At 61.3% G+C, this 13,260-nt stretch carries 12 protein-coding genes; 5 read left to right on the top strand and 7 right to left on the bottom strand.

Features of this window, described 5'->3' with window-relative positions:
- Positions 1-305: 305 nt before the first annotated feature.
- From ACEXP3_RS22670 to ACEXP3_RS22640, 7 genes are all read right to left on the bottom strand, one after another.
- Positions 306-2,030: an ABC transporter substrate-binding protein gene (locus ACEXP3_RS22670; protein WP_377299475.1), complete on the bottom strand. Its 1,725-nt coding sequence runs from the start codon at positions 2,028-2,030 to the stop codon at positions 306-308.
- An 84-nt stretch (positions 2,031-2,114) separates the two neighbouring features.
- Positions 2,115-2,396, bottom strand: a complete 282-nt coding sequence (locus ACEXP3_RS22665; RefSeq protein ID WP_377299474.1) for a DUF2160 domain-containing protein — start codon at positions 2,394-2,396, stop codon at positions 2,115-2,117.
- A gap of 12 nt (positions 2,397-2,408) precedes the next feature.
- A complete protein-coding gene (locus tag ACEXP3_RS22660) occupies positions 2,409-3,221 on the bottom strand; it encodes a carbohydrate ABC transporter permease (protein ID WP_210106923.1) in 813 nt (270 codons plus the stop codon).
- Positions 3,222-3,224: 3 nt separating this feature from the next.
- Positions 3,225-4,112 (bottom strand): carbohydrate ABC transporter permease, encoded by an 888-nt coding sequence (locus ACEXP3_RS22655; protein ID WP_377299473.1) that lies wholly within the window; start codon positions 4,110-4,112, stop codon positions 3,225-3,227.
- Positions 4,113-4,115: 3 nt separating this feature from the next.
- Complete coding sequence (locus ACEXP3_RS22650; RefSeq protein WP_377299472.1) at positions 4,116-5,198, bottom strand: ABC transporter ATP-binding protein; 1,083 nt, start codon at positions 5,196-5,198, stop codon at positions 4,116-4,118.
- The gene (locus tag ACEXP3_RS22645) at positions 5,199-6,269 is read right to left on the bottom strand and encodes an ABC transporter ATP-binding protein (RefSeq protein ID WP_377299471.1); all 1,071 of its coding nucleotides are present in this window, start codon (positions 6,267-6,269) and stop codon (positions 5,199-5,201) included.
- Positions 6,270-6,793: 524 nt separating this feature from the next.
- Positions 6,794-7,555: a GntR family transcriptional regulator gene (locus tag ACEXP3_RS22640; protein WP_377299470.1), complete on the bottom strand. Its 762-nt coding sequence runs from the start codon at positions 7,553-7,555 to the stop codon at positions 6,794-6,796.
- A 182-nt stretch (positions 7,556-7,737) separates the two neighbouring features.
- Here ACEXP3_RS22640 and ACEXP3_RS22635 point away from each other — a divergent pair, with 182 nt between their 5' ends.
- From ACEXP3_RS22635 to ACEXP3_RS22615, 5 genes are all read left to right on the top strand, one after another.
- Positions 7,738-9,318 carry an ABC transporter substrate-binding protein gene (locus ACEXP3_RS22635; RefSeq protein WP_377299469.1) on the top strand — a complete coding sequence of 527 codons (1,581 nt, stop codon included), beginning with the start codon at positions 7,738-7,740 and terminating at the stop codon, positions 9,316-9,318.
- 4 nt (positions 9,319-9,322) lie between these two features.
- Entirely contained in the window at positions 9,323-10,333 is a 1,011-nt protein-coding gene (locus ACEXP3_RS22630; RefSeq protein WP_377299468.1) for an ABC transporter ATP-binding protein, read from the top strand.
- The gene (locus tag ACEXP3_RS22625) at positions 10,330-11,346 is read left to right on the top strand and encodes an ABC transporter ATP-binding protein (RefSeq protein WP_377299467.1); all 1,017 of its coding nucleotides are present in this window, start codon (positions 10,330-10,332) and stop codon (positions 11,344-11,346) included. The genes ACEXP3_RS22630 and ACEXP3_RS22625 overlap by 4 nt, the downstream gene beginning before the upstream one ends.
- A 1-nt stretch (position 11,347) precedes the next feature.
- A complete protein-coding gene (locus tag ACEXP3_RS22620) occupies positions 11,348-12,283 on the top strand; it encodes an ABC transporter permease (protein ID WP_377299466.1) in 936 nt (311 codons plus the stop codon).
- A 131-nt stretch (positions 12,284-12,414) separates the two neighbouring features.
- Positions 12,415-13,230 (top strand): ABC transporter permease, encoded by an 816-nt coding sequence (locus tag ACEXP3_RS22615; protein WP_377299478.1) that lies wholly within the window; start codon positions 12,415-12,417, stop codon positions 13,228-13,230.
- Positions 13,231-13,260: the final 30 nt, after the last annotated feature.

Raw genomic sequence — 13,260 nt, 5'->3', positions numbered from 1 at the left:
CTCCTTCCATGGGCACAGTCAAGCACAGATCAAGCAAAACCGGAATCCTGAATCCCGTTTGCCGCGACACGCTTTAGCAGGTCATCCACCATTCTCAGATTAAGAGGGAAATAGAGCTACACAGCGTGATTAATGACCTTAGCGATGCCGACGGAAGAGGGAATTCCTATCTGTCATACCCGGTTATCGCTCAGCGGATTCCACAACCCGTTTGGTTTACGTTTCCGATGTGATCCCCCTCTTGTCGAGGCAGCCTCCGAGCCGCCCGGCAAGGGGCGGCTCGGCCTTTTTTTGGGGGCAGAGCGTTATTTCTTCTGCCAGCTCTTCACCAGTTCGTCGTAATTGACGGTGACCGGCTTTTCCTTCTCGTTGGCGATCTTCAGCTGCGGAGCAAGGTGACCCTTGGCCACGGCATCCTTGTTCCAGTAAGCAAGATCGTGCTCTTCGGCGAGTTTCGGGCCGATATCGCCCTGCACGCCCGCACGTTCCAGACGCTGCAGCACCTTCTCCTGTTCGGCGCACAGCGAATCCATCGCTGCCTGCGCGGTCTTCGCACCGGAGGATGCATCACCAATCGCCTGCCACCACAGCTGGGCGAGCTTCGGATAATCGGGGACGTTGGTGCCGGTCGGCGACCACTGCAGACGCGCCGGCGAGCGGTAGAACTCGACCAGACCGCCAAGTTTCGGCGCACGTTCGGTGAACGACTTGTGATCAAGGGTGGACTGACGAATGAAGGTCAGGCCGACATGGCTCTTCTTGACATCCACGGTCTTCGACGTGACGAACTGGGCATAAAGCCAAGCCGCCTTGGCGCGGTCCTCCGGCGTGGACTTCATCAGCGTCCAGGAACCGGCGTCCTGATAACCGAGCTTCATTCCGTCCTTCCAGTAAACGCCATGCGGGCTTGGAGCAAAACGCCACTTGGGAGTGCCGTCCTCGTTAACGACGGGCAGGCCCGGCTTCACGAAATCCGCGGTAAAGGCGGTGTATGTGAACATCTGCTGGGCGATTTCGCCCTGGGACGGCACCGGCCCGGATTCCGAGAAGGTCATGCCTTGGGCAGCCGGAGGCGCGTATTTCTTCATCCAGTCGAGATACTTTTCTATGGAGTAGACCGCAGCCGGGCCATTGGTGTCGCCACCGCGCGCGACGCAAGAGCCAACAGGGCGTGACTTTTCATCAACCTTGATACCCCATTCATCGACCGGCAGGCCGTTCGGAATGCCCTTGTCGCCATTGCCGGCCATCGAAAGCCAGGCATCGGTGAAGCGCCATCCGAGTGAAGGGTCCTTCTTGCCGTAGTCCATGTGTCCATAGACCTTTTTGCCACCGATCTCGCGGCCGGTGAAGAACTCGGCGATATCCTCATAGGCCGACCAGTTGACCGGCACGCCGAGATCATAGCCGTATTTTGCCTTGAAATCGGCTTTGTTCTTCGCGTCGTTGAACCAGTCGTAGCGGAAGAAATAAAGGTTGGCGAATTGCTGAGTCGGCAGCTGGTAGAGCTTTCCGTCCGGCGCGGTGGTGAAGGACTTGCCGATGAAGTCGTTGATATCGAGGTTCGGATTGGTGACCGCCTTGCCTTCGTTCGCCATCCAATCCGTCAGGTTGCGGACCTGCTTGTAACGCCAATGGGTTCCGATAAGGTCGGAGTCATTGACGTAAGCGTCATAGATATTCTCCTTGGACTGCATCTGCGTCTGCAGCTTTTCGACGACGTCGCCTTCGCCGATCAGGTCATGCGTGATCTTGATGCCGGTGATCGCGGTGAAGGCGGGTGCCAGCACCTTGGATTCGTATTCATGGGTGGTAATCGTTTCCGAGACCACCTTGATGTCCATGCCGGCAAAGGGTTTTGCCGCATCGATGAACCACTGCATTTCCTTCTCCTGGGCGGCACGATCGAGGACGGACATGTCCTTGATCTCCTTGTCCAGGAAGGACTTGGCGGCGTTCATGTCGGCAAATGCCGCGCCGCTGGTTGCCAGCAGCAAGGCTGCGGTCGTGGTCAAAAGTTGCTTTCGCATAGTCATCCTCCCGAAGTTTGCGAATGCAGTTTCCGTCCAATCCGGAACAGGCAGCCTCCCGCCGCCTGCACCGGCAATCCGGCCCTAGACGAAGCGGAATACGCCGATGGCGTAGACCACGGACAGGGCAAGAGCCCACCATAGGTTCGGCCCCCCAAGGCCGAGCCAGGCAAGATGAATGAAGGCAGATCCCAGCAGCGAGATGAACAGGCGGTCGCCACGCGTCGTCTCAAAGCGCAGGATACCCACTCGCGGGCTGCCGCCCGGCCTAACAATTTCCCAAACGCCCATGGCGGCGATCAGGCAGAAAATTACGATGAAGAAGAGCGCCGTCGGCAGCGTCCAGGCCATCCAGGAAAAGTCCATCGGAACCTCCTCTCACACGCGACCGAGGGCAAAGCCCTTGGCGATGTAGTTGCGGACGAAATATATGACGAGGGCGCCTGGGATGATGGTCAGCACGCCGGCTGCCGCCAGCACGCCCCAGTCCATCCCGGAGGCGGAAACCGTGCGCGTCATCGTCGCGGCGATCGGCTTGGCATCTGTCGTCGTCAGCGTCCGCGCGATCAGCAGTTCCACCCACGAGAACATGAAGCAGAAGAAGGCCGCCACCCCGATGCCGGAGGCGATCAGCGGCATGAAGATCTTCACGAAGAACTTCGGAAAGGAATAGCCGTCGATATAGGCGGTCTCATCGATTTCCTTCGGCACCCCGGACATGAAGCCTTCCAGGATCCACACCGCGAGCGGCACGTTGAACAGGCAATGCGCAATGGCCACCGCAATATGCGTGTCGATCAGGCCGAAGGCGGAGTAGAGCTGGAAGAAGGGCAGGGCGAACACGGCCGGCGGTGCCATGCGGTTGGTCAGCAGCCAGAAGAACAGATGGCTGTCGCCCAGAAACCGATAGCGCGAAAAGGCGTAGGCTGCGGGGAGGGCCGCCAGCACGGATATCACCGTGTTCATCGCCACATAGGTGATGGAGTTGATATAGCCACCATACCAGGACGGATCGGAAAAAATGACGCTGTAATTGCGCAGCGTCGGTTGTGTCGGCCAGAGCGAAAACGCCCCGACGATCTCGCTGTTTTCCTTGAAGCTCATGTTGACGAGCCAGTAGATCGGCAACAGCAGGAAGACGATATAAAGTGTCAGGATCAGGCCGGAGCGAAGCGAGCGGGTCTCATGCATGGCTCATTCTCCCTTCGGCACGCCGGTATCGGCAGCGTCGCTCTTTGTCATCACGGTGTAGAAGACCCAGGAGAGCAAAAGGATGATCAGGAAGTAGATGATCGACATGGCCGCAGCAGGTCCGAGGTCGAACTGGCCCACTGCCATCTTCACCAGATCGATGGAGAGGAAGGTCGTGGCATTGCCTGGACCGCCGCCCGTCACCACGAAGGGCTCGGTATAGATCATGAAGCTGTCCATGAAGCGCAGCAGGACGGCAATCAACAGCACCCGCTTCATCTTCGGCAGTTGGATGTATCGAAAGACCGAGAAGCGCGACGCGCCATCGATGCGGGCAGCCTGATAATAGGCATCCGGAATGGAGACGAGACCGGCATAGCACAGCAACACGACGAGGCTCGTCCAGTGCCAGACGTCCATCACGATGATGGTAATCCAGGCATGGGTGGCATTCTGAACGTAGTTGTAATCAATGCCCATGGCTGCCAGCGTGTGGCCGAGCAGGCCGATATCGACGCGCCCGAATACCTGCCAGATTGTGCCGACCACATTCCATGGAATGAGCAGGGGCAGCGCCATCAGCACCAGGCACACCGGCACGCCAAGGCCCTTTTTCGGCATGTTGAGCGCGATGAAGATACCGAGCGGAATCTCGATTGCCAGGATAATCATCGAGAAGACGAGGTTGCGCCAGAGGGCGGCCCAGAAGCGATCCGAATGGAGCGTCTGCGTAAACCAATCGGTGCCTGCCCAGAAGAATTCGTTATTTCCGAAGGTATCCTGAACCGAATAGTTCACCACGGTCATCAGCGGTATAACTGCGGAAAACGCCACGAGCAGCAGCACCGGCAGCACGAGAAACCAGGCCTTGTTGTTCCAGGTCTTGTCCATGGGTCACGCCCTCCCGCTCATGGCGTAATCCACCCGCCAGCTATCGGCATAGATATGGATTGCGGCGGGGTCGAAACGCAGCATTGCGTCCGCCGGTATTTCCTGATCTTCCCGCAGCACCAGCGAAATCGGCTGACCGGAGAACGAAGCTCGGACAATCTTCTGCCGGCCAATATCCTCCACCTTGCGAATGGTAACGGGCAGCCCCTCGCGAGCGAGCGACAGGAATTCAGGGCGGATGCCGAGTTCTGTTCTCATGGCGCCCGCAAGCACCGGCATACCCGGCAGGGCGATGCGCATGTCGCCAATGACGGCTTCCGAACCGTCCAGGCCTGCGGCCAGCACATTCATCCCCGGAGAGCCGATGAAATAGCCCACAAAGGTGTGCTTGGGCCGGTCGAACAATTCCGCCGGCGTGCCGATCTGAACGATCTGGCCATCATACATCACCACCACCTTGTCGGCAAAAGTCAGCGCCTCCGTCTGATCATGCGTGACATAGACCATGGTGAAACCGAATTGACGGTGAAGCTGCTTCAGCTGCGTGCGCAGCACCCACTTCATATGCGGATCGATGACGGTCAGCGGTTCGTCGAACAGGATCGCATTGACATCGGACCGCACGAGGCCGCGGCCGAGTGAGATCTTCTGCTTCTGGTCGGCTGTGAGGCCGCGGGCCTTGCGGTTCGCCCAGCTCTCCAGATCGATCATTTTGAGGATCGCACGCACGCGGGCATCGATTTCCGCATCCGGCACATGGCGATTTCTGAGCGGAAAAGCGAGGTTGTCATAGACGGTCATCGTGTCGTAGACGACCGGGAACTGGAAGACCTGCGCGATGTTGCGCGCTTCCGTCGGCAGGTTGGTGACATCCGTTTCGCCGAACAGGATGCGGCCCTCGGACGGCTGCAAAAGGCCGGAAATGATGTTGAGAAGCGTGGTCTTGCCGCAACCGGAAGGGCCGAGCAGGGCGTAAGCGCCGCCGTCTTCGAAATCGTGATGAACCTCCTTCAGGGCATAGACCGGGTTTGCGAGCCCCTTCGGGCCATAGGCGTGGCGAAGATGATCGAGTGAAATGCGTGCCATTCACGCCTCCCTGCCGAGGGTGCGGCCTGCAGCGTCGAAGGCCATCAAATGCCGTCTGTCGAGATAGACGGTAACCTGCTGATCTGCCTCCACCTCATGAATGCCATGAGCGAGCATGACCCAGCGGGACTCGCCGATGTCGAGATGAACGAAACTTTCCGATCCCGAAATTTCCGAAATCATCGAGCGGACTTTAAGAGCGCTTGCGTCTGCGCGGTCGCCAGAAGGGGAAAGGTGGTGCGGCTGGAAGGCGAGCGTCACTGGCCCCTGCGGCACATTGGCAAGATGAGTGGGAACAGTGATGCTCTGACCGCTCATGATGAGGAAATCCTCACCCCGGCGCTCCGCCTCCACCGTGTTGAGCGGGGGATCGGCGAAGGTTCTCGCCGTCTTCAGATCTTGCGGGCGACGATAGACCTCAATCGTCGGGCCGAACTGGGTAATGCGGCCTTCCGACAGGGTCGCCGTATTGCCGCCGAGCAGCAGGGCTTCGGACGGTTCGGTTGTTGCATAAACGAAGATGGCGCCGGACTCGGCAAAGATCTTCGGGAGCTCCTCGCGCAGTTCCTCACGCAGCTTGTAATCGAGATTGGCCAAGGGTTCATCCAGCAGCACGAGGCTTGCCTGCTTGACGATCGCGCGGGCAAGCGCGGTGCGCTGCTGCTGCCCGCCTGAAAGGTTGAGCGGCGTTCGCTCCAGATAAGGTGTGAGCTTCAAAAGGTCGGCCGCCCGACGCACCTGCCGGTCGACCTCCTGATTGTTCAACTTCCGTATGCGCAAAGGAGAGGCGATGTTCTCGTAAACGGTGAGCGCCGGGTAGTTGATGAATTGCTGGTAGACCATGGCGACGGAGCGGTCCTGCACCCGAACGCCGGTCACATCCTTGCCGTCGAAATACAATTGGCCGGACGTGGGCTTGTCCAGACCTGCCATCAACCGCATCAGAGACGTCTTGCCTGACAGCGTCGGCCCCAGCAGCACATTCAGCGAACCGCGCTGCAGCGTCAATGTCGTCGGGTGGATATGCGTATCCCCCGCGACAACCTTCGAAAGACTGCGTAATTCCAACATATGCGTCAGGCCTCCCAACCCGGCGACATACCGCTTTCAATTTAGATAACCGCCTGGCACTTACCGAATGGGGGTGCCGGGCAAAATTCGCTTCTCCAGATCCCTTGCCCATCCAGAGCTTGAGGCACCGTAACCGCCTGCGAGTAACCGTTCAGCGTCCCGGCACAGATGCACGCTCATTACCCCTCCGTGCGATAGTTCTGTGTAGACGCGAAACTAATAGCATGAGAAGCGAAATTTAAACGAATGTCAAACGAATGTTGACTTCCCCGACAGTCGCCGGGCCGGCGCACTGGTTGATCGGCGGCGACATTGCCGGGTGGTGGTCGATCATTCGTCATCTACAGACATCCCAATCGCATCGAGCGGCGCTTCAACCGAATGAAGTACGTCCGCCGCTTGGGCATCCGCTACGACCGCAGGACCATTCACTGCGAGGGATTCGTCAACCTCGCAGTCCCGACAACCTGGTGACGCTGAATGTCGATTGGTCCTCAAGCGACACGAGCCCAGTTGCGCTCTGTTTATCCCTGCTCGCCACTTCGAAAAGACAGCCGGATGCGCTGGCTGTTCATGACGGCCTTCTGGCATTCGAGCAGAACGCCGTTGTCGATCCCCCCCGCCGAGTGCACCAGCAGCACCGGTGCATTGGCGGGGCTCTGCAACAGGCTTGCCTCGCGCTCCGTCGGCAGCCGCGCTTCGACGGTGGTCGAGACACGTCGCAATTGCCCGAGACCCTCGCGGCGTGCGACCAGCGTCAGCGAGTTGGCCTCTTTCAGCTTTCGCTCGAGATCCTCGATCAGATCCGCACGAATGTGGCGAATCGTCAGGATGAACGGCACGTCGTCGCCCAGGATCAGATCGGTGGCCCGCAGGAGCGGGTGCCCGGGTTCAACCTTCAGGATGCGGGCGATCTCTTCGTCGGCTTTCGTGTACTCGCTGTCCAGAAGCTTCACGGTGGAGCGCACGCCCTGCCGGTCCAGCACGTCGCGAAAGCGCGAGGTGGCCTCCACCTCATAGGTCATTCCTCTTTGCATCACGAAGGAGCCGCGCCCGTTCACGCTGCGGATCAGGCCCTCCTGCGACAGCGCCAGATAGGCGCGCCGAACCGTGTTGCGGCTGACGCCATATTCTTCCGACAGATCGAATTCAGGCGGCACCTTGCCACCGGCCTGCAATTCCCCCACCAGAATGGCCTTCTTCACGGCCTCATAGACTCTGAACCACTGCGGCTCCATCAATTGCCCCAACCCCTGAATTTCACTAGCTGTACCTACAGCTGTCATGCGCACTTCACAATGAGCGCTTAAGAAATTTGCATGCGGCGGGGCACACGAGGCGTGTGCGTTTCCCGCCGGACAACGAACATCATCGTCTCTTTGTCGCCGACGCTTGAACACGCCGGACGCGGGTTGCCGCGTTCTTGCGGCTCGTCCCTTTTGCTTGCCATTTTCAGAAGGTCAAGAAAATGACTGGAATCACCCGTCGCCATCTCCTTTCCCTCTCGGCCGCATCCACGGCCGCCCTTGCCATGCCGCGGTTTGCCGCCGCACAGTCCGGTGATCGCCCGGCCGTCACTGTTGCCGTGCAGCGCATCTCCAACTCCAACACGCTGGAGATGCTGACGGAACAGTCGAATGTCGGCACCCGCATCTATACAAGCTATGCCGAAACGCTGATCGGCAACAACTGGATCGGCGACATGTCGCTGCAGCCGCAGCTTGCCACGTCCTGGAAGCGCGTCGACGATCAGACGGTGGATGTGGATTTGCGCGAAGGCGTCAAGTTCCACAATGGCGATGTGATGACCGCTGAAGACGTGGCCTTCTCCTATGGTCCGGAGCGGATGTGGGGTGGCGGCACGGTCGAGGTTCCGGATAACGTCAAGGTCGTGGCGCGCCAGGCCCTTCCGGCCTTCGAGCGCATCGAAGTGCTCGGGCCGCACAAGATCCGCATGCACAATGCCTCGATCGACCCGGTTCTGGAAGGCCGCCTCTCGGCAGCCATCGGCATGATCGTCAGCAAGCGCGCCTTCATGGAATCCAAGAGCTGGATGGACTGGGCACGCAAGCCGATCACGACGGGTCCCTATGTGATCACGGACTACAAGCCGGATTCCGTGCTGACACTTTCCGCCTTCGACGATCACTGGGAAGGCCGCCCGCCGCTACGCCAGGTCCGTTTCGTTGAAACGCCGGAGACGGCATCGCGCATCAACCTGCTGCGCTCGGGCGGTGCGGATTTCGCCTGCGATATCCCCCCGGACCAGATTGCGACCGTTGAAGCCGACAAGCGCTTCAAGGTGGTCGGCGGACCGATCAACAACACGCGTTACACGGTGTTCAACAAGTCGCATCCGGTGCTTGCCAACCCGCTGATCCGCCAGGCGCTGACCCATTCCGTCGACCGCAACCTGATCGTCGAAGCGCTGTGGAGCGGGCGCACCGAGGTGCCGCGCGGCCTGCAGTGGTCCTTCTACGGCGATTTCTACATCACCGACCACGAGAACCCCGCCTATGATCCGGACAAGGCGCGTTCTCTCTTGCGCAAGGCCGGCTATAATGGCGAGCCGATCCCCTACCGCGTGCTGAACGACTATTATACCGCCCAGACGGCCACCGCGCAGATCAACACGGAAAACTGGCGCGCCGTCGGTCTTAACATCAAGCTGCAGATGGTGGAGAACTGGGGCCAGATTCAGGAAGGCGGCCCGGAAACCCGCGGCATTCACGACTGGTCTGCTGCCGCCAGCCTGCCCGATCCTTACGTCCAGATGTCCGGCTCTTGGGGCCCGCTCGGCTCGCCCTGGAAGAGCAACCAGTGGCGCAACGAGGAATTCGGCAAGCTGTCGCAGGAACTCGGCAGCAGCACGGACAAGGCGCGCCGCATTCAGGTCTGGCGCCGCATGCTGCAGATCATCGAGATCGAAGATCCGGCCTATGTGGTCCTGCACCGCAACGCCTCCTTCACCGCCAAGCGTGCCGACATCAAGTGGACGCCCGCCCAGTCCTTCGTGATGGATTTCCGCCGTCATAACTGGAGCGCGTGAGCTGATGGCCTTCATCGAGATCGAAAACCTGTCGGTCGCGTTTGGACGATCGATGGCGCTTCGCGGCATCAACCTGTCCGTCGAGCGCGGCGAGGCGGTCGGGCTGGTTGGAGAATCCGGTTGCGGGAAATCGGTGACCTGGCTTGCGGCCCTTGGGCTCTTGCCGGCGTCTGCCACCGTGCGCGGCTCCGTCTGGCTGGATGGCAAGGATATCCTCGGTGCGCCGAAGGCACGGCTCGAGCCGGTGCGTGGCGGCCGGATTGCCATGATCTTCCAGGATCCGGCAGCAAGCCTCAATCCCGTCCACCGGATCGGGCGGCAGATCGGGGAGGCCCTGACGTTACATCGTCGCATGCAGGGCGAGCAGGCGATGGCCGAGGTCATCCGCCTGATGGATCAGGTCGGTATTCCCGATGCGAAGAACCGGTTCAATGCCTACCCGCATGAACTTTCCGGAGGTCAGAACCAGCGGGTGATGATTGCCATGGCGCTCGCCGGCAAGCCAGAGCTTCTGGTGGCCGACGAGCCGACCACGGCGCTCGATGTCACCATTCAGGCGCAGATCCTCGATCTGTTGACCACGCTTCGCCGCGACACCGGCATGGCGATGGTGCTGATCTCGCATGATCTCGGGGTCGTCTCGGAAACCTGCTCGCGCATTGCCGTCATGTATGCCGGCCGCATCGTGGAAGAGGCGCCGAGCGAGCGGATGTTCAGCCATCCGAGCCATCCCTACACCCGGGGCCTTCTTGGCTCGCTGCCGCCGCTGACCGGCCCGCGGCAGAGGCTGGTCGCCATTCCCGGCAGCGTGCCGGAGGCGGCACGCATGCCGAAGGGATGCGCCTTTGCCCCGCGCTGCGGACAGTCTACCGAATTGTGCACCGACGTTGATCCGACGGCGCTGCCCATGGCCGACGAACACAACGCAGCCTGCATATTTGCCAAGCCCTACCAGGCTGATATTCACCTGGTGCGCGATCGGTCTGCCTTTATCCGCGAGAGGGCGATGCAATGACGGGCGGTACGGCCGACCTGTTGGACGCGCGCGATCTCGCCCGCAGCTACATGATACGCCGCGGGCTCTTGGGGCGCTCGACGGCTGTGCGCGCCGTGGACGGCGTGTCTCTCAAGCTCGCACGCGGCGAGACGCTGGGTCTCGTCGGCGAATCCGGCTGCGGCAAATCCACGACTGCGCGGCTGGTGCTCGGCGTCGAACCGCCGGATGAAGGTGTCGTGCGCTTTGACGGTGCTGCCATGCCCAGAAGCGGCACTTCCGCCTGGGCCACCTTACGCCGCCGCATGCAGATGGTCTATCAGGATCCGCTCCAAGCGCTGGACAAGCGCTTGACCATCGGCACGCAGATCGCCGAGCCGCTTGATATTCACCGCATCGGAACGCCAGCCGAACGCGAGCAGCGGGTCGCCGCCGTGATGGCCGAGGTCGGTCTGCAGCCGCATCATGCCGGACGCCATCCGCAATCCCTGTCCGGCGGCCAGCGCCAGCGCGCCGTGATTGCCCGGGCGCTGGTGACCAATCCGGATCTTCTCGTCTGCGACGAGCCGATCAGTGCGCTCGACGTGTCGATCCAGGCGCTGGTGCTCAACCTTTTGATGGACCTGCAGGAACGCTCCGGCATGGGCATGCTGTTCGTCAGCCACGATCTGCGCGCCGTGCGCCAGATCAGCCACCGGGTCGCGGTGATGTATCTCGGCCGGATCGTGGAGGAGGGGGAGCCGGATGCAGTTCTGCATGAGCCAGCTCACCCCTATACACAGGCGCTGGTCTCGGCCATTCCGCACCCCGGCAAGACCGCAAGCCGCGTGATCCTGCAGGGCGATCCGCCCAATCCGGCCAATCGTCCGACGGGTTGCGCTTTCCATCCCCGCTGTCCGGTCGCCACGGCCACCTGCCGCATCGAAACGCCGGACCTGAAGCCGCGCACCAGCGATGGACGCCGCGTCGCCTGCCATGTGGCACATGGGGAAGCCTCGCCCGCCCGCGCGCCCGCTTCGCTGGAGACCTGCTGAGATGCTGCATTACGTTCTTTCCCGGCTGCTGCGTGCTGCCGTCAGCATCGTGATGGTCGTCACCTTCGTCTTCGTCGTGCTGCGCATGTCCGGCGACCCGGCAACGGTGATCATGGGAGCGGACGCACCGCCGGAAGCTATCGATGCCTTTCGCAAGGCCTGGGGGCTCGATCAGCCGTTGTGGGTCCAGTATTTCGCCTTCTTCGAGGCTGTGTTCAGCGGTGAACTGGGGCGCTCGATGCGCGACGGGCGCGACGTCGTCGCCGTGGTGCTGGAGCGGGTGCCCTCGACGCTTGCGCTGACGGTGCCGGCCTTTCTCCTCAATATCGCGGTCGGCATTCCGGCCGGCGTCTATGCGGCGCTGCATCGCAATTCGCTGATCGACCGCTGCGTGATGGTGATGGCGGTGACGGGCTTTGCCGTGCCCTCCTTCATCCTCGCCATGCTGCTGGTGCTGATCTTTTCCGTCAATCTCGGCTGGCTGCCGTCTGCCGGTCAGGACAGCTGGCTGAATGCCATCCTGCCGATTGCCACCATGGGCTTCGGCGGCGCGGCACTTCTGGCCCGCTTTACCCGCAGCGCCATGCTGGAAGTGCTCGGCCAGTCCTATATCCGCACGGCGAGCGCCAAGGGGCTGCCCTGGCCGGCAGTGGTCTGGCGTCATGCGCTACAGAATGCGGCGATCCCCACCATCACCATCATCGGCTTCATGCTGGGCGGCCTCGTGGCGGGCGCCGTCGTGGTGGAAAGCGTTTTCTCCTGGCCGGGTGTCGGGCGCCTGCTGGTGGTCTCCGTCGCCAATCGCGATCTCGCCGTGGTGCAGGCGGTGGTGCTGATGATCGCGATGACCATGGTGGCCGCGAACATGGTGGTCGACGTGCTCTACGGTCTCGTCGATCCGCGCATGCAGGGCCAGGCGAGGGGAGCACGCCGATGATGATGTCGTTCGCTCGTCTGCCGCATCATTCTTGAAGGAGCCCTCTGATGGTCGATACCACCTCTTCTTCCGCCACAACCGGCGGCTCGCTGATGGCTCGGTTTCTGTCGCGCTTTGGAAGCACGAACCGCATGCCGATCCTGATCGTGATCGCGATCCTGTGGCTCGTTCTGATGCTCGCGATTGCCCTATTCGCCGACCTGATCTCGCCCTACCGCTTCACGCAGATGGACCTGCGCAACCGGCTGAGCCTGCCGGTCTTCATGGGGGGCAGCTGGGCTCATGTGTTGGGCACTGATGAACTCGGCCGCGATGTGCTGTCGCGCCTCATCACCTCGATCCGCATGAGCCTGCTGATTGCTTTCGGCGCCACCATCATCGGCGCGGTGATCGGGGTGACGCTCGGCTTCATTGCTGCGCATTTCCGCGGGCTCGTCGAACAAGCCGTTCTGGCGCTGGTAGATTTTTCCGCCGCCATTCCCTTCCTGGTGCTGGCGCTCGCCGTGCTCGCCTTCTTCGGCAATTCGCTGGTGCTGTTCGTCTGCCTGCTGGGCTTCCATGCCTGGGAACGCTATGCGCGCATCGCCCGCGGTCTTGCGATCAGCGGCAAGATGCATGGTTACGCAGCGGCCGTGCATCAACTCGGCGCTTCGCCCTGGCGCCTCTATGGCCGGCATATCCTGCCCAATATCGCCTCCACGCTGATCGTCTCGATGACGCTCGCCTTCCCGGAGATCATCCTGCTGGAAAGCGGGCTCTCCTTCCTCGGGCTCGGCATCCAGCCCCCGGACACCTCGCTCGGCAACATGGTCGGTTTCGGACGCGAATATCTCTCGTCCGCGCCGTGGATCATGCTTGCGCCGGCCTTCGTCATCACCGTCACGGCGCTTTGCGTCTCCCTCCTCGGCGACTGGCTGCGCGATCGGCTGGACCCGACCCTTTCCTGATTTCCCACCCCAAGCAGCATGTTTGCTCGA

This window comes from Neorhizobium fuzhouense (genome assembly GCF_042611105.1).
Classification (GTDB): domain Bacteria; phylum Pseudomonadota; class Alphaproteobacteria; order Rhizobiales; family Rhizobiaceae; genus Neorhizobium; species Neorhizobium galegae_A.
The sequence above is the reverse complement of the archived record's forward strand: the minus strand, read 5'-3'. Positions and strand labels throughout refer to the sequence as shown.